Annotated in this window: 15 protein-coding genes; 6 read left to right on the top strand and 9 right to left on the bottom strand. The window is 64.0% G+C overall.

All coding sequences use genetic code 11. From position 1 onward, the window contains the following. Window positions 1–191 precede the first annotated feature (191 nt). From ACYOEI_RS30100 to ACYOEI_RS30070, 7 genes are all read right to left on the bottom strand, one after another. Window positions 192–719 (bottom strand): hypothetical protein, encoded by a 528-nt coding sequence (locus tag ACYOEI_RS30100; RefSeq protein ID WP_462853370.1) that lies wholly within the window; start codon window positions 717–719, stop codon window positions 192–194. Between the two features lie 238 nt (window positions 720–957). Further along, window positions 958–1389, bottom strand: coding sequence for a hypothetical protein (locus ACYOEI_RS30095; RefSeq protein WP_462853369.1), 432 nt, complete (start codon window positions 1387–1389; stop codon window positions 958–960). After that, complete coding sequence (locus ACYOEI_RS30090; protein ID WP_462853368.1) at window positions 1386–2159, bottom strand: DUF899 domain-containing protein; 774 nt, start codon at window positions 2157–2159, stop codon at window positions 1386–1388. The genes ACYOEI_RS30095 and ACYOEI_RS30090 overlap by 4 nt, the downstream gene beginning before the upstream one ends. A gap of 86 nt (window positions 2160–2245) precedes the next feature. Further along, window positions 2246–2740, bottom strand: coding sequence for a DinB family protein (locus ACYOEI_RS30085; protein WP_462853367.1), 495 nt, complete (start codon window positions 2738–2740; stop codon window positions 2246–2248). Then, the gene (locus ACYOEI_RS30080; RefSeq protein ID WP_462853366.1) at window positions 2737–3216 is read right to left on the bottom strand and encodes an SRPBCC family protein; all 480 of its coding nucleotides are present in this window, start codon (window positions 3214–3216) and stop codon (window positions 2737–2739) included. Before ACYOEI_RS30080 ends, ACYOEI_RS30085 begins: the two co-directional genes overlap by 4 nt. Before the next feature lie 2 nt (window positions 3217–3218). Beyond that, window positions 3219–3581: an ArsR/SmtB family transcription factor gene (locus tag ACYOEI_RS30075; protein ID WP_462853365.1), complete on the bottom strand. Its 363-nt coding sequence runs from the start codon at window positions 3579–3581 to the stop codon at window positions 3219–3221. A 181-nt stretch (window positions 3582–3762) separates the two neighbouring features. Further along, the gene (locus ACYOEI_RS30070; protein WP_462853364.1) at window positions 3763–4848 is read right to left on the bottom strand and encodes a dipeptidase; all 1086 of its coding nucleotides are present in this window, start codon (window positions 4846–4848) and stop codon (window positions 3763–3765) included. A gap of 566 nt (window positions 4849–5414) precedes the next feature. On the opposite strand from ACYOEI_RS30070, the gene ACYOEI_RS30065 reads away from it, so the two are divergent. The 5 genes from ACYOEI_RS30065 (at window position 5415) to ACYOEI_RS30045 (ending at window position 18614) form a co-directional block, all read left to right on the top strand. Then, window positions 5415–8531: a hypothetical protein gene (locus ACYOEI_RS30065; RefSeq protein ID WP_462853363.1), complete on the top strand. Its 3117-nt coding sequence runs from the start codon at window positions 5415–5417 to the stop codon at window positions 8529–8531. A gap of 122 nt (window positions 8532–8653) precedes the next feature. After that, window positions 8654–10570, top strand: a complete 1917-nt coding sequence (locus tag ACYOEI_RS30060; protein ID WP_462853362.1) for a hypothetical protein — start codon at window positions 8654–8656, stop codon at window positions 10568–10570. Between the two features lie 259 nt (window positions 10571–10829). Continuing rightward, the gene (locus tag ACYOEI_RS30055) at window positions 10830–12290 is read left to right on the top strand and encodes an Hsp70 family protein (protein ID WP_462853361.1); all 1461 of its coding nucleotides are present in this window, start codon (window positions 10830–10832) and stop codon (window positions 12288–12290) included. Then, on the top strand, window positions 12287–12832 hold the full coding sequence (locus ACYOEI_RS30050) for a hypothetical protein (RefSeq protein ID WP_462853360.1): 546 nt from the start codon (window positions 12287–12289) through the stop codon (window positions 12830–12832). The genes ACYOEI_RS30055 and ACYOEI_RS30050 overlap by 4 nt, the downstream gene beginning before the upstream one ends. Then, window positions 12801–18614 carry a DEAD/DEAH box helicase gene (locus ACYOEI_RS30045; protein ID WP_462853359.1) on the top strand — a complete coding sequence of 1938 codons (5814 nt, stop codon included), beginning with the start codon at window positions 12801–12803 and terminating at the stop codon, window positions 18612–18614. The genes ACYOEI_RS30050 and ACYOEI_RS30045 overlap by 32 nt, the downstream gene beginning before the upstream one ends. Window positions 18615–19051: 437 nt before the next feature. On the opposite strand, the gene ACYOEI_RS30040 is transcribed toward ACYOEI_RS30045, so the two are convergent. After that, entirely contained in the window at window positions 19052–19327 is a 276-nt protein-coding gene (locus ACYOEI_RS30040; protein WP_462853358.1) for a hypothetical protein, read from the bottom strand. 270 nt (window positions 19328–19597) lie between these two features. Beyond that, entirely contained in the window at window positions 19598–21403 is a 1806-nt protein-coding gene (locus ACYOEI_RS30035) for an autotransporter outer membrane beta-barrel domain-containing protein (RefSeq protein WP_462853357.1), read from the bottom strand. Between the two features lie 575 nt (window positions 21404–21978). Between ACYOEI_RS30035 and ACYOEI_RS30030 the strand changes: the two genes are divergently transcribed. Continuing rightward, on the top strand, window positions 21979–24027 hold the full coding sequence (locus ACYOEI_RS30030; protein ID WP_462853356.1) for an ArnT family glycosyltransferase: 2049 nt from the start codon (window positions 21979–21981) through the stop codon (window positions 24025–24027). Window positions 24028–24040: the final 13 nt, after the last annotated feature.

Below are 24040 nucleotides of genomic sequence, written 5' to 3'. Positions count from 1 at the left end.
CGTGCCGAAGCCAGGCGACCGGGATGCTCGTCAAAGGCATTGCATCCCACCTGTAGACGGCGCAAAAATGGCGTGAAATGATCCCGCACGAGGATGAAACCCCTCGTCGATGGGCCTCACTACGTGCGTCATCGTTGACGTCGGCGACATCAATTTATCTCGAATGGGCTGTCGGCGGAATCTATGGGAGGTCACTTGGCTCGAAAGGTATTGATGAATCGACGGATCGTCTCGGGAAGAGCCGGCGGGTCTGCACCGATCCAGTAGCTGAGCTGATACCAATCGCCCCGACGTTGGAAGAATATGTGGTGGCTGAACCGAGGCGGTTCATCCCAGTTCCCGTCCCTCCGAGAGGATTCCTCATAGGCGGGCTGCCCCTGGAACTCGATAGGCCGACATTCCGAGAGTTCGGGCGCGATCACCCCGAGTTTCCTTGCATAGATCGTCGCTGAGGTTCGACTCGGGATTAACTTCCTGGGCTCCCCGACGATCGACTTGTCTTCGACCTGGATCCTCGGCACCCAATTCGGGGGATAGACGATCGAAAACCCGAGGGGATGCACCAACCGATTTGCCTCGTCGGGAGGCTCGGTCGGAGTGTCCTGCCCGAGAGGCTTGCCGAAGTTCTCGGATAAGTAGAACGGGTGGAAGAGGTAAGCGCAGAGGCATAGGGTGATCGCCAGACACACAAGCAATTCCCTCCGGGTTGGCAGCTTCAAGGCACTCCTCCCCCGAGAGACTGGCGGAAGCGACCGATCGATTGTAGGTCTTTGTCTATCCTCCGGGCTTGTTCGAAAATCCCCGAGCTGATCATGATGAGGCTCGTCCCAGGTCAATGATGAGACTGCCGGGCGACAGCCGGATGGGGTTGCCGCCGAGCGCGACGTCGGTCCAGCGTTCCCGACATTCGCTCTCATGGTCCTCGACGAGCCGGGGTGAGAAAAGGGGGTCAGGTTCTCAATCGATCGCCGATTGAAGGGGAAGGACGTGCCGGGCACCCGTCGCGGCCGAGTTGGACGTCGGCTCCGCACGATGGCAGCGGTCCTGCCGATGAAGTGGCGAGGCATTGCCTATCGTGGCGGCCGGAGCCTCAGAATTTTCGCAGAAACATGTCCGAATTCGTTCGAAGAGGAGGCGCCGGATCCGCCTCGCCGCGAGGTAGGACAACGTCGCAGCGCAAAGGATGAGGAGCATGCCCCTCACCCCCGCCGCCACCGATGTCGAGAGGGCGAGGCCGGTCCCAATCGCCACGTAGGCGGCCAGGCAGGCGGGGCACTTCGGCAAGAGCGCGAGGACGGCCGCCGGGACGAGCCATCCGGCGATCTCCAGGGAAGATCGTCGCGCCAGGGACGGCGTCAGATCCTCCCCGCAGCATCGCCGAGGGCTCACCGGTTCGCCTCGTAGGTAACCCGGCCGATCCGGTAGAGGCTCGTCCCGTCGACGAACCCGTCGAAGCCGTAACGGTCGTGGTGCCGCACCCAGTCCATCAGGTTGCCGTGGGGGCCCGTCTCGTTGCGCCCTTTGGGCGTCAGGTCGAGATAGAAGTACGCGCCCACGGCCCCCTCGTCGCCCCGGCCGAAGCACGAGTAGGTGTGGTAGACGTCGCCGGCCTCGTCCTTGGTGAACACACTCACACCGGGGAGTTCTTCAATGGCCTCCTTCGTCTTCGTGTAGTTGTAATAGGCCTCGCCACCCGCGACCTCATCCTTGGTGAAGGAGACGTGGAAGTCTCGGTTGAAGTCGTTCTCGAACGACGAGACCCACTTCGCTTGCCAACCCATCCGCGAGTTGAACGCCTCGATCTTGGCGAGCGGCGCCCGGGAGACCCTGACGAAGCTCACGTCGTGGTTCTCGAGATGCACGAGCGCCCCGTCGACGTGGTCGGCGTGGAACGAGCACCCGACACAGCCCTCTTCCCAATCGGGGCTGAACATAAAATGATGCACGACCAACTGGCTCCGCCCCGCGAAGAGGTCGGTGAGCGTCTCCTTCCCGTCCGGCCCGTCGAAGACATAGGTGGATTCAACCTTGACCCAGGGGAGTTCCCGGCGCTCGCGGCAGAGTTCGTCATGCAGTCGGGTCAACTGCTTCTCCTTCTCCAGGAGCTGCGTGCGGGCGGCGATCCAGTCCTCGCGAGAGACGACGGCATGATCGGTCATGAGATCCTCCGTTGATCTTGAGTGTGTGTCTCGAGACCGAATCCCGAAACCCGGTTTTGAAGAAGAAACCGGGTTTCGGATCAGGCTCAGACGAACGGTTCCCTGCCGGCGGCGTGTCGGGCGTCGGCGACCTGGCCGAGGTGGAACATCTGGTGCATGGCAATCAGGTGGTACGTCCGGCCGATCGTCTTCATGGGCTCTTCGAACCCGGGGGGGATGACCTTCGGCGCCCGCTCCAGGCCCTCCTCGCCGATCTCCTCGAGCCTCGCGAGGTTCTTCGCGCGGAGCTCGCGGTAGGCGGAGAAGACCTCGTCGAACGGCGGGTAGGCCCCGGGGTCGTCGGACGGGGTCGAGCCGGTCCCGAAGATCGGCCACCAGTCCTGGACGGGGTTCGCCTCGCCGAAGACGGTGTGCGGGATCATCCCCTCGATGATCGCGAGATGGCCGATGACCCATAAGGCGTGATTGCCGCCCCGCGGGGTCGGCGGGGTCAGGGGCCGGTCGTGCATGTCACCGACGAGCCGCTCCGTCGACTCGTCGGTCAACTTGAACGCCCATCGGATCAAGTCGAGGGCCTTCATCGGGCCTTCCCCCCGTTGCGCTCGGCGACCAGGCGCGAGGCGACCTCCGCGATCCGGTTGAGCTTGTATTCCCAGCCGTGCCCGACCCCCTCGCGCACCTGTTCCGGGATCGGCCCCATCGACCGATGCATGAACTTGAGCCGGGTGCCGTCCCCCTCGGCCGAGAGCCGGTACTGCACGTGGTTGGCGGCCGGGAAGGACATGAACATCGGCCCGCAGAGCTCCAGGAGCGTCGGCGGCTTGATGACCTGCACATGTCCCCAGAGGTGCCCGGCGTTCTCGCCGAGGTCGCGGTACCAACGCCCGCCCGGCCACGCCTCGATCACCATCGGGAACGGCTTGCCGTCCGGCATCTCGCCGCCGGGGCCGATCTCCTCCAGGATCGCCTCGAACGCGATCTCGATCGGCGCGGCGATCTCGACCTCCCGGGCGATGCTGACGACTTGAATCTCTTGCTCGATATCGATCGTCGACATGTTCAATCCTCCCTGTCGGACTCGTCGGGGACCACGGTTTCGCTCGCCTTCCGCTCGGCACGCTGCTTGATCCGGTCGAGCTGGTGATCCCAGAACGGCTCGAACGTCTTCACCCAGTCGTGGATCGCCTTGAGTCGCTCGGCGTTCAACTTGTAGAGCCTCTGCTGACCCGAGCCCCGCACGGTGACGAGGCCCACTTCCCTCAGGACGCGCAGGTGCTTGGACACCTGCGGCTGGGCCAAACCTAGCGCAGCGACCATGTCATTCACCGGCCTCTCGCCCAAGACGAGCAAGTCGAGGATCTGGCGGCGACGAGGCTCGGCCACGGCGTTGAATGCGTCGGACGTCGTCGGCGAGCGTGCCATGCGAGGATAATATACCCTAATGGGAATATGTCAAGCGAGCGGGAAGGATTTCGAAGGCGTGGGGGCGCCCCGTCATCCCCGGCCCGCGGGCCTTCGGCGCGGGGCTCGCCGAAGGCGGGCCCCTGCCGAGACGGGGCGGGAGGATTCGCACATCAAGAACGGTGGACCGAGCGTGGTCGGGTCAGGCGGGCAAGGCGTTCTCGAAGAACCGCAGCCAGTTGCCGTAGAAGATGGCGTCGACGTCGGCGGCCGAGTAGCCGCGACGGGTGAGGATATCTTCGAGCTTGTGGACGTCGGTGATGGTGTCGAGGTCGCGGGGGGTCTGCTCGGTGCCGAAGCCGCCGTCGAGGTCGGTGCCGAGGGCGCAATGCCGGACGCTGCCGGCCATCTGCACGATGTGGTCGACGTGGTCCGCCGCCGCCTCGATCCCGACGACCTCGGGTTGGGTGACGCCTCGGACCCAGCCGGGGTACATCATCCAGGCGTCGAAGGCGGCCCCGATGACGGCGTCGCGCTCGATCAGGATCCGGATCTGTTCGTCGGCGAGTTGGCGGTCGCCCGGGACGAGGGCCCGGCAGTTGTGGTGGCTGGCGAGCATCGGCCCCTGGTAGACGTCCATCGCGTGGAAGAACGACTGGTCGGAGAGGTGCGTAACGTCGAGGATCATCCCCAGGCGCATGAATTCCTTCAGGAGCGTGACCCCGTCATCGCTCAGCGGGCCGTCCACGGCGGTGCCATAAGCGTAGTGCGACCGCCCGTAGTGGGCGGGTCCGACGGCGCGAAGGCCGGCGTCCCACCAGAACTCGGCCTGGTCCGGGCTGACAATCGGGTCCGCCCCTTCCATGCTCAGGATGATCCCGAGCGGCGTGGTCTCGGGGGCGGCGAGCCAGGCGTCGAAATGGGTCCGGACCTGGTCGCGACGGGTGAGGAACTTCATGTGCCCCTGCCGCTCGAGCAGGCGGTAGTAGGCCAACTGCCCCTGGGCGTGCGAGTACGCGGCGGCCCTCGTCATGAAGTCGAGGTCGGTCCGCCGGAAGCCGGGGCGTTTGATCGGCACCGGGCCGCTTCGGCAAAGCAAGGTCGCCACGCAGATCGGGATCCGCGCCTTGCGCAGCTCGGGCAGGGTCAGCGTGTTCCGACGACGGCCCTTCTCGTCGGTCATCCCCTCCTCGGCGAGTCGGACTTCCTCGACGGTGGCAAGCAAGTCGCGGTCGAAGGAGAGCACGTTCCAGGAGAGGTCGAGGTGGGCATCGATCATCGGCCGCATGGATAACTCCTCCGCCTTGTGGAATCCGTCGGACGACCGGTCCCGTCGCCACGTCCCGGTCGCGACCGCACCGGGAACGCCCGGAGCTCGTCGCAAGGCCCTCGCCCGGAGGACGTGATCGTGGCGTTCCCCATCGAACGCCGGTGCCGACCGTCAACTCCGATCATATCAGACCGGACACTCCTCGCCGATCTCCACATGGACTTCAGCGATGAGTGCCAGCCAACCCGTCCGATTGTACCCGGGCCGAAACGAGGGTTCGAGGAAACCGGGCGAGTTAATGAGTGGCCACAAGTCGGAGCGGCCGACTTGTTCCTCCCAAACCATCCGCTATGCTTGAGGATGAGCCGCGTTGGATCTGAGTGGACGCCGCTTTGGCTATCCAAAGAAGATTTGATGGCCCCAGGCTCAAAACTTTCGTCATTGAATGGCTTTGCCATTCGAGATGAGTGGCCGGTGGCCGCTCCAGACGCCATTTCACCCGAACCCAGAATCGATCTATAACACTTACATACATATGATTATAAATGCAATGTAAAAATCTATTAATAGCCCGGAGGCGAAGAGTGGCGCGCCTGCACCGCAAGGCAGATGGAGGTTATTGCATCGTCGGCCAGATCTACGGTGCGAAAGGCTCGGCCGCGATTTGCACTTGGCAAGTCACCCAAGAAGGGATCGCCTATCTCCGCTCGCGGCGAGTCGAAGACCGGGGATTCGTGTCGGTCGATACCCTTGAGGACCTGGTACGGCTCCACTGGATCTACACCGGAGGAACAGCCTCCCCGGGTGCAGTCGATCCGCTGGCAGCCGGCGATGTCGACTTGATCGAACGACTCGTCGACTGGGCCTGGGATGGGGGAGTGACGGGCTTCGATCATTTGGTCCACCGCAGTCCCGGGGCGATCGACAACAAGCTCGTCGACCGCATCTTTTCGGACGGCTTGATCAGCTGGCTCCGCCCGCTCGTCGGCGACAGGTTGCTCGCCGAACTGGACGGAATCTCATACAGCGACTTCAACGTCCTTGTCGGTGACCGGCTGGAACGGTTTCCCGGTGCGTTGCACCGTCTCTCGGGGCTCTACTGCGAGAATCGGCTGGTTTGGCGATTGGCCGAGATCATCGGCAAAGTCGGCTGGCAGGTCGCCGCCAGCCATGGATGTCCCTGTAGCTGGCGTGAATCCTATCCGATCCTCGGGTATCTTTTTGATCGCCTGTCGCGTCAGGATGAGCCTCTGCCTGCCGTGGAGAAGCCAAAACGGCCACGCCGACGGAGCTTGCATCCGACAGCCCGGCCGTTCCTGCGGTGGGATGTCGACGGCCAGCAGTTGATCGCAATCCTCCCGGGGCAGTCCTTGTCTCCAGGCCAGGAGCTTATTTGGTCGGTCACCCAGGCCGAGGTCGTTCAGCCCGAGGTTTTCGCTGCACCGGACAGGGTCCGGGTCGGTGAAGTGCGATCGCAGCCCCTCGATCCGGCAAGCCGGTACACCATCCGAGTCGAGCTCAGACCTTTGGGCGAGATGGTTGAGGATGTTTTTCAGCTCCCGCCTCCGGACTCCTCGCTCGTGCTGTTCTCGGCCGAGGGCCGTCTCCTCCCTCATGAGCCCGGGACGTCGCATCCGAAGGGCGTCTACCTGGCCCTGGCCCCTAAAGCTCGGGCGGGCGCAGTGGCAGCCATCCGAGGGGTCCGGGTCCTCGAGCCCGTCGACTACGAGCCGATCGGATGGCATGGGTGGCGTGGATTTCGCCTGGAACTGGAGGAAGGGGCGGACGTCGGGCCGTATACCATCGGAGTGCCGGGATCGAGGGCGAGTTGGCAAGCAGAGGATCCTCCTAACCACGAAGTCTTCTTCGAGAACACCCGCCCAACTTGGATCGATCGATGGCCGCGCCTCTGGATCGACGGCGTGGTTCATTTCGCCGAGGCGGCGTTGGAAATTGCCCACGAAAGTCCTCGCGACGAAGCCGCTCCTGGGTTCCGTCTGTGGGTGGGTGAGCAGGTTTCCATCGGCGACGACCGTGGTCGCGCCTACCTTGACCTCTCGGCAGCCCCCGACCTCAGGGACGTCTACGGCTCAATCCTCCTCACCTGCCGATTGACGGCACTCCCGGAGCATCCGCCGCTCTCGCTCGCCTTGGTCCGGCTCCGACCCGCCGATTTCGCTTACGTCGAGGCCCCCGAGCTCTTCGAATCCTGCGCAGCGGTGCAAATCAGAACGGAGGACTCGGAGGTTGCACCGGGTGCCGGTACAAGGATCGCGATGGCCAACGGTGTCTGCATAGCCTGGCCGGAAGACCCGCTCCGATCGCCCAGCGTGACCGTGATCCTCCCCGGCTCCGGGGCTGAATTGCGGATCAGGACCCCGGTCACCAGGCTGAGGCGGCTGTCGCGTGTCAACCCTCTCGGCCCATGGGAAACGCCACCGCTCACTCTCCGACTCTCCGACATCGAGCTCGAGGACCGATTGCGCGTCGAGCTCCACCGAGAGCCAGAGTTCGAGGACGGTCGGCCGTTCTGCCGGCTAGTCGGCGGGGCCGAGGTCTCCTCAGGCGACCCATGCCGCGTTCCGAACACCTACGACATCCCCCTCAACCGTTGGCGCGACTCGCTCGGAGCCGAGGCCGCAGGGACCGTACAGCTTCGGACCACCAGAGGCTGGATGGATCTGGTGTGTTTGCAGGGCCGGGGGGCTCCCCCGTTCGCGCCTGCCGTCGTGGGAGAAGACGTTCGTCAACATGACCGGAAACGGCTACTTTGCGAGCTGGAGTCCGCCGTCTGCGTCGAGGACGAGGCGGCTGCACTTCGAGATCTCGGTCGCTGCGTCGCGCGGGCCGAAGCCGCCGACTGCCCGTCACCTGAGCAAGAGATCCTCCATCTCGCGGCGGCCAGGAGCTACCTCCACCTCGGCCTGATGTCCGGGGTAGAACGCATGCTCGAACGCCTCAAGGCGCGCGGGGACCTATACGAGCAAACGATCATCCGCTCGTCATACGATCTGCGACGCGGCGCCGTCCCGCGCTCCGACATCCCGCGAAAGGGCCGCGAGCTCGCCGAGATGCCTGTATCGTGCCCGCTTCAGCAACTCATCATCGCCGAGCACCACTCCCGCTACGCGTGCGGGAAGGGAGGCGGCGTCGCAATGTGGCAGAGCTGCTTGAGGCGACTGGACTCGATCCTGCACCCCATCGTGGGGGGGGATGACCAGGACACAGCCCGGTCGATTGATTCCAAAGAGGCACTCTTGCTGCGCGGGCTTGCACTGTTCATGCTCGGCCGTGAGCCTCGCTTTCCCGAAGGGTTGCCGACCGGCGGACAGTGGGAATGGCTGCCCATGCTGCGCTCCGCCGCTCGCTATCTGCTGCAGCCTTTTCGTTGGCTCCCGGGTCGGCCCGTTCCACCTGCGGCGATTTCGACCCCTCCCGTTTTCGCCGAAGAATACGCGGAGCTGATCCGTTTGGCCCTACTCCAGTCGGCCGGGAACGTCGCCGCCTCGGGGAGACTACTCTCGCAGTTCCACGGCCTCACGAGCGACGAGTTTTTCGGCATCGACTTGCTCCGCCTGCGTCAATGTCGAGTCGAGAATCGGAACGAAGAGGCGGGTATACTCTTCCGCAGGTTACTCGATTGGTCCCGCCAGAATGAGCACGACGCATTACGTGAAGTGCTCCTCGAAGAAACGATCTGAGAGATTCCATCGGGCGTTCGCAGTTCGAAGACATCCCCTCGTAGTGCAAGGCCAATATGAGTCCTGTTGATGGATCGCGAAAGTCAGGAGGCACGAGTGTTCAGGCCACTTGGGAGATGGTCTTGGACATTTTCCGAAATGGAAAACGTTCGCCGGAGACCGACACTCGACTTCTCGAGTATATCAAGCGGCTGCTGGCGGAGCACAGCGGCCTCACCATCTTGGCCGATCATATGAGGAAGAATAGCCCGTGGGCATCGGGGAATCCATTCCTGGTCATCCTCTCGAAGGGGCTAGCCACTGCGTGCGAGACAAACCTGCAAACAAATAAACATAAATTGATTTACAGTCTCGCGATCATGATCGCCAAGGCGACCGACCCCGAGGACCGTGCCCATCAAGCGATGCTCCCTATTCTCTATCGCATGAACGATAGTGCCTATCTGGACGTGGTCCGCCGCGATCTCTTTCAGCTTTGGGAGCAGGATCAACATCGCGACCCGCTCGCGGTCGTTCATATAGTTCTTGGCCACAACATGCCGCAGGAGGAGTGGCACGGGACCCTGAAAAGGTTGCTCGGAACCCCGGCTACTCCAGTACTGAAGAGCAAGTTAATTGCGGCCATCGAGCAACTCGGCCCTGATCCCGGTCAGAAGCCCCCGTGGAAATCCGGTCAGGTGCCCGCCGGGGCAAGGGATGCGGGGGAGAACCTGAAGTTGATCGGGGCCAGGTCGGCACCGGAGCGGACTCTCCCGGTGAAAACTACCGATCGTTCCCCTGTTACCCTTCTGGAGAATGCCCCACCTGAGCCGTCAGCGAGAATCGACGCGGCGCAAAAAGCTCATGATAGCCCACTCACGGGGTCGACCGTCACGATGACTACGGAGTGTGATCTTCCGGATGCCGCACAACCAGCGGCGGAGGCAGAGCCGCGAGGCGTTCGGGTGAGTTCGAAGCCTTCTCCCGTTATGGATTCGGTCGTACGTCGAGAGGCGGATACCCCAGTCCCGGCCCAAAACGAGCCGGCCACCGCCGACCCACCTACTGCGCCAGATGACCCGACCGAACGGCGGGGAGTGCATTTGAGGGACGTCACGGCGACAGCGAATGGTCCCAAAGAGGGAAAGGCGGCTGACGGAAAGCACGCCACCGAGGCCCCGCCGTCGCAAGCACCGTTGCAATCCATCGACGTGTTACTGAGCACTACGGCCGAACGCAAGAGTGCCGCCGATCCGGTCGAATTGCCAAAGGCTGGAGAAATGTCTCCGGCGTCGGCTCCGGAAGACTCGGAAGTGAAGGAGCCACCTGGCTCTCGCACACCTGAGGTATTGTTAGGGGATCGCACCCCCGCCTCGAGTTCGGAACCGACGACGGACCCGCCTCCCCAGAAAGGCAAGAGCTCCAGGTCGAAGCGGGCAACCAAGGCTACCGCGCCCCCGCCATCAGAGGGAACCCGCCCCACTGCCAAGGCATCCACTTTGGGCGATCTGGAGTCGTATCTCACCGAGGTGACGCAGAAGATCACGGGGTTCTTCCGCGATCGCGACGGTGATCGCCAGGACTTCCTGGCTCGTTGCGCCCGGGCCGAGAGGGATAACGACCAGCACAGGGCTAAGTTGGCCGAGGCTGAGAGGAGCGCGGAGGCCACCGCCGCGGCCCTCGAGCAGGTACGCACCGCCTTGGCCGAACAGATAGCCCGGATCTCGGCGTTGGAATCACGGCTCGAGGCCGGCGAGCAGGCGACTCGTAAAGCCGAGGAGCGGGCGAAGCAGCTCGATAAGGACCTGGAGGACGCGTTCGGGGAGATCGAAGAGACTGAACGTCGGGCGGACGACAAGGTCCACCGCGCCGAGAAGGAGAAGGAACTGGGCGTGAAGACCTTCCAGTTCGAGCTCAGGCGTCGAATCGAACCTTACTTGGGCGAGGTGCTCGATGACGATCGGGACCTGAGCGAGCTCAGCGCTGAGCAGACGAGGTTCCATCAGAGACTCCGAAAAATCCTCGGCGTGCTGCGCGAGACCGGCGTAATCGGCGAATGATCCCACTTGCCAAAGGTCGGGGCCGGCCTGTTTGATGCTGCAACAAATTTCAAAGTTCCAATGCTCGACAGAAGTTTTTCTGAAATGCCTCATTGAGAGTTCGACGGCAAAGCTATACTGATCTTACGCTAGCTTGGGTCACAGGTAAGCTGGGTCGATTCACGTAAAGCGGGGGGAAGAGATGGAGCGGGGGCAATCCGTATTCGGAATCGACTTCGGTACGACCAACACACGGGTTGCCCACTACGACGGTAAAACGATGCACATGGTCCCGATCTACGACGATCGGGGCGTCTCGTACAGCATGCCAACCCAGGTGAACTACGAAAGCGGTAGGCCCACCGCCTTCGGTTACTCCGCCCTGCAGCGTCGCCAGGGGGCATTGTCGCCTCAATCCATCAAATGGCTGCTCGATCGCGACGATCCGGTCGAGGTCGAAGGTCGTCCGATGGATCCCGTACAAATGACGGCCGATTTTTTTACTCATCTACGCCGAGCTGTGGGTGAGGCCGTCCCTTCCACGCCGATGGACCGGGCAGCAATTTCCATCCCGGTCGAGTTCCCTCCCAGGGCGAGGATCAACCTACTCCGTGCTTGCGAGCGGGCGGAGATCGAAGTGACGCACTTCTTCTTTGAGCCGGTTGCCGCGCTCTATTGCGATCTCTTTGTCCATCCGACTTCGGGAGTGGCGGCGGTCTTCGACTGGGGAGGTGGGAGCCTCGACATCGCAACGATCAAGATCCAGGACGGTATCGCCTGGACGCGCCAGGTCGAGGGCTGGCACCGGGGCGGAGAGTACTTCGACGAGATGATCTGCGGGCAGGCCGTCGAGGCCTTCTTGCGGTCACACCCCGAACTCCCCCACACGGCCGACGATATCCTGTCCACCACGCGGGGGCGTCGGCTCCGGCAACGGGCCGAGCAGGTCAAGCTCGAAGTGAGCGGCGGCCGGCCCGGCTCGATGGAGTACGTGGCTTTGGTCGGCGGAGCCGATCTCGACTACACCCTCTCCCCCAGAGAATTCGAGGAGTGGATCGACCAGTCCGTCGGCGAGGCAGTGAACAGACTCAAGCGAGCGATCCGCGAAACAGGCATCTCGCCGGGGCTCCTCGCCCGGCTCTTCCTCTCGGGCGGCACCTGCAACATTCCCGCCATCCAGGAGCGGCTCTCGCGGCAGATCGCGGGCGAACGGATCGTGACGTCGATCGCAATCCCGCCGCAGTTGCGGTCGGATCCGGGCGGCATGGACGATATTGGCAATGCCACCGCGCTCGGCGCGGCCCTACTTGCCGTCCACGGGACGCGGCCGGTCTTCGCGGGCGACGTCGGAGTCCGGCTCGCGCACGCCTGGGACGACCACGACGCCTTCCTTCCCATCTTCCGGGCCGGTGAGCGGGTGACATTCGCCCCCAAGAAGGAACGATTCTTCGTCAGTGACGCGGCGAGCGGGGTCGCCCGCCTCTTGGTCTGCAACCGACCGGACACGGATACCAAGCCTCAGGGGCGGCTCCTGAGGATCATCTCTATCCCGATCGACCAAAACGAGAGTTGGCTCGAGGTCGAGTTCTCGGTCGACCGGCACCTAGTGCTGCGGGTCGTCGCATCCGGAAGCGTTGCCCGGGCTGAGCATGCCGAGCCTGTCTGGATCCCCGATCTGAATCTCGGCTTCGAGATGCCCGCCCGGGTCGCCGCGAGGCACGAGATGGAGGTGGTTCGATGAATGAGGAGCGGGGCACCATCGCGAACCTCCATGTCAGGTCGAACCTGATGTCAAACGACTACCAGAACGAGTTCCGGAACATTTCCGTCTTCGAACTCGCGGACATCAAACGCCGCAACCCTTTACTACCCATCAGCCTGAACCCCAGCTTCTATGATTATGTGACCTCGGATCAGCAAAGGCAATGGAACGCGCACCTCTTCTGGGGGGACAAGCGGGTTCGCATGACCGAGACGCGCCGGCTCCGTTGGCTTGAAGCCCAGGCGCTCGGTTTGTTCGCGGCTTTCGACACGATCGAAGAGCGACTCGCCGAGGAGCAGGCTTTCGAGATCCTCTACTTCACAGAACAGCTTCGACGAACATCGAGCAATCTGGCCATCCAATCGACTCAGATCAGCTCGCGGGTCGTTGAGATCCTCCGAGGCGAAGTCTTCGGGCACTCCGTCTCGACGATCGAGCAGCGGCTCGCTGCAATCGCCGGCGAGCCCGGTTTCCGACTGGAACGCCCCAATGGCAATCGAACCAATCAAGATCGCCCGTGACATCCAGGACCGCGTCCGGGGCTACTTGGGGACGACCTTCGACGTCTCTCCCCGCTACCACCGACTCCGCGAGCAGTTCCGGGAGGCCTTGGCCGATCGGCATCGGCTCTTCCGAGGTCCCTACCTTCACGGGCTCGCCCCGTACACACTGGACGCCACGCTGCGCGAGTTGATTCGCGAAGGCGTCTTGCCGCCTCGTCTCGCAGAACTCACGCTCTTGGACAGCCCCGATCGCCAGCTTTACCAACATCAGGTCGAAGCCATCCGCCGGCTCAGGGCCGGACGGAACGTCGTGGTTGCCAGCGGTACCGGCAGCGGGAAGACGCTCACCTTCTTAATCCCCATCTTGGCCTCGATCCTTGAGAACCCGGCGCCTGGAGTCCACGCGCTGCTACTTTACCCCCTGAATGCGCTCGTCAACGACCAGCTAAAAAACCTCCAGCGGGTTCTCCAGCACACCCCCGAGATCCGGTTCGGCCGCTACGTCAACATCGAGACCACCCCCAACACTCAAAAAGAAGCCGAGCGTCGATTTCCCGACTCGCTGGCGAATGAGGTGATTTCCCGCGAAGTCTTCCGCGCGTCGCCCCCGCACATACTGATCACCAACTACGCAATGCTTGAGTACCTGCTCCTCCGGCACGACGACACGCCTCTGTTCTCCGGGCCGTGGAGTTTTGTGGCGATGGATGAGGCGCATTCATACACGGGGGCCAAGGGGAGCGAGGTCGCCCTCCTCCTGAGGCGGCTTCGCCACCGGGTCAAAGGGAAGTCCGGTCAGCCGCCGCAGTATATCGGCACAAGCGCCACGCTCGGGACCAGCGCGGAGGGCCGCAGGGAAAAAGTCGCTCACTTCGCCTCGGACCTGTTCCACGCTCCCTTTGTCCCGGAGGACATCATTGAAGCACATAAGGAGCATGCCCCCGCGGAGGGGATGACCGAACCGGACCCGGCGCTTTATGAGGACCGCTCTCTCCTGGAGAGCTGCGAGACGGGGCGGTGGAGCGTGACACTCTCTTCAGCCCTCGAGCGGGCGGGCTTCGGCCGGGAACGGATTGCCGAGGCGGCGAGCCTAGGCGAGCGGTCGTTCGATGAAGGGCTCTACCAGGTCTTCCGAGACGACGCCCGGGCGGTAGGGCTGCGTGAGGCGTCCGAGGATCCACGCGACCTTGGGACGGCGGCCCGGATGGTCTTCGGTTCGGAAGATGAGGCGGCCTTGCGCCGCCTGAGCGGGCTGGTCCGGATCTGCAGTCTCGCGCGAATGCCCGGAGGCGATGCCAGGCTCGTCCCATGCCGCTACCATTTCTTCGTCCGCGGCCTGAACGGTGCCTTTATCGCCTTCGACTCACCCCCCGACGCAGATTCCACTCCGAGCCTCTACCTGGACCCGACCAACGTTACCCCCGATGGAGAAACCAAGACACTGGAGCTACGCGTCTGCCGCAAGTGCGGCCAGCCGTACATCTTCGCCTACTCATTCAACGGGGATGACGGGCGGGTGCTTCGGGCGTTCGGCTCGCCACGCGAGGGGCGCGGCGAGCCGTCGTGGTTGACCTGGGATCCACCCGTCCCATGCTCCGAGGACGAGGCAGACGAAGCGGAGGAGACACCCGCGGCGGCCCAGCCGGTCGTCTACCATCCCCCGACCGGGGCCTATCGACCCGCTCAGGGTGGAGAGTCGGCCCCGTGGCGGCCATTGTGGCTGATCCAGCGAGGAAGGGAGGAGCTCGCCCGCTGCTTCGCGTGCGGCGGCAACGCAACGGTCACCGCGATCCGGGCCGAGGCCGAGGCCGCGCAGGCAGTGGTCGCCGAGGCGTTCTACCGGAACCTCCCCCCATCGGCGAACAAGCAGGCCCAATACTATCCGGGTCAGGGTCGAAAACTCCTGGCATTCGCCGATTCGCGGCAATCGGCGGCCTACTTCGCGCCCTACCTGGAGAATACCCACGAGACGCGGAAGACTCGCTGGCTGATTCACCACGCGTTGCGGCAGGCCGAGGAGTTCTCGGCACAGGTCTCTTGTCGGTCGCTGGTCGACTACATGCGACGGGTAGCCGAGGAGGAACACCTGTTTCCGGACGATTGGGACGAGCACCGCAGGCAAAAGGAATTCCTCACGGCTTTAGTCGTCGAGTTTTGCCTCCCCATCGGCCGCCGCCAGTCGCTCGAGGCCCTGGGACTCGTCGCGTGCCGGGTCGACCTGAAGCGGTGGATCGAACCGCCCGAACTCCTGGCGAAGCTCGGCCTCTCTCCCGAGGAGCAGCAGGACCTCGCCCAAATCCTGCTCACAACGGTCCGACTGCAGAGGGCGGTCGAGCTACCCCCGCCTCTCTCATCCAACGCAGTCGAGTTCGGCTTCCAGCGCGGCGAGCAGGCCTTCGTCGCCCAGGGGAGCCAGACCGGATACGGCAAATATAAGCTCCACGGGTTCTGCCCGGAGAGGAAGTCGACGACTCAGCGCCGTTCCGCTTTCCTCGGTCGTGTCATGGATGCTGCCGCGGCACGCGCTGGTCAGCCTGCCCGGAGCGATCGCGATGTCCTCGAAGCCCTCTACGCACTCTGGACATCGCTCGTCGAGTCTCCTCGACCGATCTTCCGATCGAAGCAGCTCGCTCCGGGACAGGCGGGGTGGCAGCTCAAGTGGGACGATATCGGCTTCTCGACCCGTGGCCTCTGGTTCGTCTGCACGAAGTGCAACCAGTGGTCGCCGTCGAGCGTCCTGCGGATCTGCCCAAGCTTTCGGTGCGATGGCCTGCTTGAACCCGCGGACCCGGGGGATCGCCTCGGCGAGAACCACTACCGGCGGAGCTACGCGAATCCCGAGCAGAGCCCCGTCCCTCTTACCTCCCGCGAGCACACGGCCCAACTTGGGCCCAAGCTGGCCACGGCATACCAGGAGGCATTCCAGGATGGCCATCATCCCGATGAAGGTCAGATCAACGTCCTCAGCTGCTCGACTACATTCGAGCTGGGAGTTGACCTTGGCGATTTGGAAGCAGTCTTCCTTCGCAACATCCCTCCATCCCCTGCCAACTACCAGCAGCGTGCCGGCCGGGCAGGCCGGGGCATCGGCAGCGCCGCCTTCGTGGTCACGTTCTCTTTGCCCCGGTCGCACGACGAACACTTTTTCGCCGCCCCCGAGGGCATGGTCGATGGTCGTATCAGCCCGCCGCGCATCAATCTTGGCAACGAACTGATCGGGCGCAGGCATATCCAGGCCGTGCTCCTAGCCGACTTTGTACACTGCTGGGACGATGCAACGGGAAATGAGCTCCGCTCGATCGGCCAGTTGGTCACACCCATAGAATCGTCGGGGCCCTCGCCCCTTGATTCGTTCTTCGAAGGTCTGGGCGAAGCGATCGATCGAAACGGCTGGTCCCTAGTGGAACTGGTCCCTCCCGACCTCCCGACAACCTATCTGAAGGATCTCTCAGGCCGGGTCCGCGAGGCCGTGCGCGAGGCCCGCGATTACTTCGGACAGGAGGTCCAGATGTATCAGGACGCTCTCGACGAGGCCATTGTTCGGCGAAACGAATTTGAGCAGGCTAGAAAGTTTGATAAGGCTCGGGGAATCGCCGGCTTCATCTCGTTCCTGCAACAACGGGTCGAGTCCCTGCAACGCCGAGATTGGGTCAGCTTCTTCAGCGATCGTGGCGTGCTTCCGGGTTACGCCTTCCCGATCTATAACGTCACGCTGGTCACGACGAATTCCGAGTTGAAGCTCGAGCGGGACCTGCGCATCGCGCTGTCCGAGTATGCCCCTGGCGCGGCGATTGTGGCCAAGGGACGGCTCTGGCGGAGCGTGGGGATTCGCATGCCCCCCAGATCCGGCGCCCTCGAGAAAAAGCATTACGCGATATGCTCCCGTTGCTGGCACGTCGAACGCCACCTCGACAAGGACGAAGTGTTTCGGGACACGGTCTGCCCCGTCTGCGGTCACGACGGGAAGAATCCCCTCCGCCGCAAGCATCACTACATCGTGCCCTCCTTCGGCTTCACGACGGATCTGCTGGTCCAGGGCGAGGACCTGGCCTTCGATCGACCGATACGTATCCCGGCATCTCGGGTCCTCTTCGTCCCCCAGAAGGACGCAGACGATCCCACGCAGCTCTCGCTCGGCGGAAGGGCGGGGCTGCGGGTCGAGGTGAGGACGACGATCAACGCCGACTTTTTTGTCTTCAACGACGGTGAGGACCCTTCCGGAAAGGGGTTCTCACTGTGTCGCTACTGCGGTCGACTGCTCGAGCCCTCGCCCAAGGGGAAGGCGGAGCACCTCACCCCGCTCGGCAAGGCCTGTCAGGGGACTGTCTCGCCCGTGCACCTTGGCCACGACTTCCGAGGCTGTGCTGCGAGGCTTACGTTTAGCGGTACCGGACGGACCTACGACGACCAATCCTTTTGGATGTCCTTGCTCTACGCGTTACTCGGTGGCATGTCCGATGCTCTGGGGATCGAGCCCCAGGACATCAACGGCGTCATCCGTCCCATCCGTCTGCCCGACGGCGACATCACTCAGGAGATCGTCCTCTTCGACGATGTTCCGGGCGGTGCCGGCCACATCCAGCGATTGGAGGACCAAGAGGAGTTGATCGCGGTCCTTGAGGCGGCCCTCGCGCGGGTAGTCCAGTGCGGCGGCTGCGATACCTCTGCGTCCTGCTACCGCTGTTTGCGTAGCTACCGCAACCAGTTCTGCCATGATCTCCTCGTGCGTCAGGGGGCAGCCGACTATCTCGAGGAGCTATGGGGTTCCGTGGCTCATGATCCCGAGTCCGACCGTTTGTATACGCTCTCCGATAAGGCGAGCGCACTCCGCGCCGCCTTGCGGGAAAGCTGCCGTGCCGCCCTCGTCGTCGATGGCCTGGCCATCGGCGGGCCCGATGAAGGGGGGCCCTGGTACATCCTACTTCAAGAGGTCGCCGCCCACCACAAGGCCCTGACTCTCGCTGTCCGCACGGAACGGGCGTCGATCGACGGGCGTTTAACTTCCAGGCTTCCGTTGCTCGCGGTCCAGCAGGCAGGCGCAATCCTCCTCCAAGTCCGGGAGGATGCTCCTCCGCCTCCCTATGCTCTGCTGGCAGTCGGGTCAGACGGCCGCATGGCCGCCTTCCATTGGGGCAGCACCTCGCGAACGACTGCATTCGATTCCGAGACTCACCGACGAGATCTCTGGTATAATCGGAGCTCGCGTCGACTGGCCGAGGCCGAGCCGGCGATGCAGACCTGGCTCGAGCGATTCACGACGCCGATGCCGATCCGAGATACGGTCCCGGATGGGTACCAGATCCACGCGATCCCGAAGGGGGCGAGAGTCGACTTCGCCGAGGTATTCCATGCGGCCTCACTTGCACCAATCGAGAAAGTAGTCCTCCAAGACCCTTATCTCGCCACAGAACATCAGTTGAAGTGTTTGGAAGACTTTCTCCGCGCTGTTCCGTGGCATTCCTCCGGCGCCACAATTCCCTTCGAGATCCGGACTCAACTCTCCGAACCGGAACTGAAGGATCGGCATTCTATCCCGACGGCGAGCCATCTCACTGAACTCAAGAGGCACTTCGGGTCGTACCCGACGCTCGTACCGAACATCCTTCTGCAACGAAAGCGCCATCACGCTTTACACATGAGATTCATCGTGTTTACATTCGTCGATGGAAACCAAACCCTTTACTTTCTCGAGCGGGGGCTCGACATCGAGGATCCAAGGAGCGGGCGGGCGCGAAATGAGTCCTACATCCTGGAATTCCCAGGCGTGCCGGCCGATCTCGCCCCACTTCTTGGATTATAGCGCGGGAGAGCCTGGATTGCATGAACGCTGCCATAGTCCGGAGCATCAGGCGGCGAGCTACCAAGTCCCCGCTTTCGTGGACGAACCATCGGATGCCTCACCGTTCTACCCACGCCAGCAGAGACCTCGTGGGCGGCAGAAGGTTCCGTAGCCTCCGCGGCCGAGCTTCTGGGCTGACAAACTCGAGCCCGTGCGCGACCCGTTCGACCAACTCCGTGGTCTGGTCGGGATCGCGGATCGAGGTCGGCAGGTCCTGAGTGCTCGCGACGGCGGACGAGTACGCGATAGGCCCACCGATCTTGGATTGGGCTTGCAGGCGTTGGCAGGCCGGCTTGCTGCTCTGAGCCGCCGCATGACGGCTCACGACTTGATGACGGAGAAACGCATGCGACCTTGCCACTCCGTGAGCGGCTCGCGTGCGATGTCTCCGGATTGGGCTACCGGCTGGAGCGGCGGCCCATCCTCTCGGCGATGGCCGGGAATCGCTCGGCGAGTTCGGCGTCGGTGAGTGCGCGAGGGCGTCGACGCCCCGCGGGGAAGCCGAAGTCGGGCATGAGGGCCTCGACCAGGACTCCGAAAGGACCGAAGCAGAACCCGAGCAGGAACCCTTCAGCCGGCCTGCGGCCGTTCTGGCGGGCGATCCATGCCCCGAGGCCCGCGAACACGATGGCAGAGACGATCACGAGCCCGACGAAGAACTTCATCCCTTGCATTCGTCACCCCCTCCCTTGGCCACCTCCCATTCAGTGTAAGAAGATCGGGAGAAGGCCCATAGGCGCAAGGGTGATCAGGCAGGACCGACTCCCGGGTTGGAATGAGATGAATCAAGCCCGATCTACAATTTTACCCATTCAAAACATAAACCCCGCGGATCGGTTTCCTAATCCGCGGGGTCGATTATCTGGCGTCTTTCGAGGCGGGCCCGGACTGGAGAACCAGCCCATCCCTTCGATTCTCGAACGGCCTGAGGGATCAAGCCATCGTCAGGAAGGCAGGGAGAGAGGGCCGACCTGGTCGAGTCCCTTGACGATGGTCACGCCGTTGCGCTGGCCGGCGGTCCGGGTGGGCGTGACGATCGAGACGTTCGTCCGCCGCTTGAACTGGGCGTGGCCGAAGGGCTGGCCGATGATCACCGAGTTGGAGATCTGAGTAAACTTGACAAGGTTCAGGTTGCCCGAGTCGTTGAGCACCAGGCCGTCGGCATCGCGGCCTCGGACGGATTGGATGTCGCCCTGGACATCGATGAGGGCCGCCCCGGCGAGGGTCGGGCGGAACGACTCGGTCAGGTCGGTGAGGGGATTCGGGTCGTTGAGCGTGAGGGTCCCCTGCTTGGAGAAGCCGACCGGGCTGAGCAGCGTGACGTTGTTCTTCCCGTTGGAGACGCCGGTCAACAACGCGAGGTTCTGGTCGACGCTGCCGAGAGGCGCGGGGGGCAAGGTCCCCGGGCGGTCGACGTTCTGGTATGGCAACACGGCCGACTCCCCGGCCGAGCTGAGCTGGCCGCTGGTGCTCGCCTTGAGCGAGAGGATGCCGAACTGTGTGGTGAACGGCTGGAGCGTGTTGAAGTACGCGGATCCGGTGACGAAGAGGGTCTGCGAGCCGGGGATACCCGTCGCCCCGTTCGAGAACGCGAACTGCCCCTGCGGATTATAAGGCCTCCCGAGCGCGACCGCCTGGCCGCTGGAGAGGCTGGAGGACACGTCGATGATCTGGGCCAGACCGCCGTTGCCCGCGAGCGAGTCGGTCACCACCGTCTGGCTGTCGGTCGAGCCGATCCCGTCGATGCCGGTCAACCCCGACGCGGCGAGGTTGGCCGTGCTGAACTGCCCTTGCGCAGCCCCGGTCACGGCGTTGAACGCATAGATATTCGTGCCCGCGTTCACGAGCGCCACGAGCTGGCCGTTGGCACGGCCGAGGGCGATTCCTTCGACCGGCCCCGAGAGCCCGGCCATCGAGATCGACTGGAGCGCGGCGCCCGTGGTGGCGTCGAACCGGATCAGCGTATTGGCCGTCGCGTCATATCCGAAAATCTGCGGATCGCCGATCGACGCGGGGACCCTCGGGCTCCCCTTGACGTGGTTGATGGCCAGGATCAGGCCCGGCGGGGCCGGCGGCGGGCCGGGGACGTTCGCCACGCTGTTGCCCGTGCCGACGGTCGGCTGCGGCTCGACGATGTTCTCGCCGGCCGCGAATTGCCCCGAGACGCTCGAGAGGATCAGGGCGCCGGAGGCGTCGTAGTTGTAGGTGAGAGTCACCCCTTCGGCGGTATCCGTCTTCGAGTCCCCGTTCAGGATCGCGTCGGGGAGCGTGCGCAGGTTGACCTGGGTGTTGCTGGCGACCGAGTTCAGGAAGAGCGTATGCACGCCCCCCGTCATGTTGATCTGGCCGCCGGAGACCAGGTCGAAGTTCTTCAGGTTCACGACGCTGAGCGCACTGCTGCCAATCCCGCTCAGGTCGTCCATGTCGAGGTTGGCATTCGTGATGCTCTGAAGGGGGACGTCCTTGTTCCTCCCCCCCCGGCCCGTGACCTTGCCGACGATGGCGCTCAGTTGGTTCGTCCCGCGGTAGACGAGGCTCAGCGACCCGTCCGCGGCGACCGTCGTCCCGCCCAGGCTTCCGGGGCCCAGAAGGCTGATGACCACGTGCGTGCCCTGCGGCGTGTTGTACTCCAGCCTCTGATCTTCGCTGAGGGTGACGGCGGCCGTCTTCCCACTCAGAAGCTGCCGCCCCTCCAGGCCCTCGAGCGTCGGCCGGGCCTTGTTCAGGAGCCGCACGATTTTCTGTCTCATCGCCTACTCCCTTTGACTCGGCCCGCCCCGCGGCGCCGTCTGCATGGTCCTACCACCACTCCTTATCGGCACAACTCACACAAGAGCTTCTCCCAGAATGTTCGGCGTGCCACAACGAACGCGAGACGTCGGGCACGGGCGTGGTGTAAAGCTCGGCTGGAATTGGAGCTGCGACACGCCAAACCGGTGCCGACGTCTTGCGGAAGCCACATCGGGCCGGGATCCGTGTCGAATCCTCGAGGCCGACAATCGGCGAGATATCCGGCAAAGTCTTCCCAATCCGAACGTCGATACACACTCGCGAACATGACAGTAGGACACCCTGGATCGGCAAGCGTGAAGGCGGTGGCATCCTCTCGGAGGCCGAGATATAACGGGGTGGATCTTCTCTGAAATTGGAGGTCGCGAAGGCTATCCGCCCGATGTACACATAGGCCGGTCCACCGAGGTCGAGATCCAGTCACGACGCGATTGATGGATGTTCCCCGCTTGCCGGGCGTGGGGGTGTCCTGGTCTCGGAGGCCTTGCTCTTGTCTCGAAGCTTGCACGCGAAGGCCTCGACGACACGCCCACTGATGCCGGCCTCAACGCCTCGTGCGGACATCCCGAAGGCGTGGACCGCCCTGGTCGTCGTCATCTTGCTGGGCGTCCATTACGCCTTGGCCTTCGACAGCCTCCGACGCGAGAACCCGACCGTCGACGAGATCGCCCATCTCCCGGCCGGCGTCTCCTACTGGGAGACGGGGACGTTCAAGCTCTACCCTCACAACCCGCCGCTCGCCAAGCTCGTCGCAGCCTTGCCGGTATTGCTGGCCCGGCCGGTCACGGAGCCGCTCTACCACCTCGGGAGCTGGACGAACAACCCACCCTCCCAGGCGAGCTTCGGCCAGTCGTTCGCATTCCTGAATGCCGGGCGGTATTTCGAGCTGTTCACGAGGGCGAGGGCCGTGATGCCCCTCTTCTCGATCGTCGCGGGGTTGTCCCTCTTCGCCTGGTCGACCCGGCTCTACGGCCGCTCGGGAGGCCTGCTCAGCCTGGCGCTCTGGTGCCTCTGCCCGAACGTCCTGGCCCACGCCCGGCTGGTGACGAGCGATGTCGCCGGCGCGGCCCTGGCGGTCGGCGCGACGTTCGGTTTCTGGGCCTACCTGCGACACCCCTCCTGGAGTCGGGCCATCCTCGCCGGCATCCTCCTGGGGCTCGCCCAGCTCGCGAAGTTCAGCCTGGTTTTGCTCTACGCCTACTGGCCACTCCTTTGGCTGGCGCGCGTCGTCATCGAGCGCGACCTCGGCGGATGGCCCCGACTGGCGCGAGACGTCCTGCACGGGTTGGCGATCGTGGTGATCAGCCTGATCGTGATCGACGTCGGCTACGGCTTCGAGGGCGTGGGGAAGCCGCTGGGCTCGTTCGATTTCACGTGCCGGAGCCTCACCCGCCCGCGTCCGATCCCGCCGGCCGTCGCGAGGCCGCTCGGCCCGAACTGGATGGTCGACCTGGCGCTCCGCAATCGCGTCAACATGTTCCGGGGCACCTGGCTCGCCGCCATCCCCGCTCCCCTCCCCTACCACTACCTCATGGGGTTCGACGCGCAGCGGATCGAGACCGAGGGGATTCCTCGGATTTGGGTCGACCCGACCGCCGACCCCTCCAAGACCTCCGGGTATCCGGTCTACCTCGACGGGACCCTCCGCTCGACCGGCTGGTGGTACTATTACCTCGCCTGCCTCGCCTACAAGGTGCCCGAGGGGACCTGGGTCCTCGTCCTGCTCTCGATCGTCGCTCTGGTCGCGGTCCGCCGGACGCGGGCCGCCTGGTTCGACGAATTCGCCGTCCTCACCTTCCCGGCCATCGTCCTGGTGGCGATGAGCACACTGACCGACCTGAACCTCGGGCTCCGCTACATCCTGCCGGTCTTCCCGTTCGTCTTCATCGCCTCGGGCAAGGTCATGCCCTGGATCGCCGGCCTTGCCGCACCGAGACGCAAGGCCATGTCAGCCGTCGTGGTGGTCGCTCTCAGCCTGACGGCGGCGCAGTCGGCGATGATCCACCCGAGCTACCTCGCCTCGTTCAACCGGGTCTCGGGCGGGCCCGACCGCGGGTCGGAGCACCTGATCGACAGCAACCTCGACTGGGGCCAAGACCTCGTCACGCTCGAGCGTTGGCTGTCGCAGAACCGGCCGGGCCGTCGTGTCGGCCTGGCCTACTTCGGCCAGATCAACCCGAACATCTTCGCCTTGCGGGGCCGCCCACTCCCCTGGTTCCTGCCGCCGGTCATGCCGACCTCGACCCGAGCGTTGTACGAGAGCCCCGCCCTGATCGGGCCCGAGGCGAGACTCAGGCCGGGCGTCTATGCGGTGAGCGCCTCACTCGTCCGCGGCCTGTCCTGGCGCGTCTACGACCCCGGCGAGCCCTCGATGACCTGGTCCGCGGCCTGGGACGCCCGCTCCCCGGGGGAATTCGGTCCCTCGTCGATCAAGTCGCCCGGCGCCTTCGGCTACTTCTCCGAGCTGACCCCCTCGGCCAGGGTTGGCCACTCGATCTTCGTCTACGACGTCACCGAAGCCGATTGTGCTCGAATCAACCCAAAGCTCAGCCCAGTCCCCCCGCCGGCTCGCCAGTCCCGCTGATCGGCCAACACCA

The organism is Singulisphaera rosea, assembly GCF_054877945.1.
The sequence above is the reverse complement of the archived record's forward strand: the minus strand, read 5'-3'. Positions and strand labels throughout refer to the sequence as shown.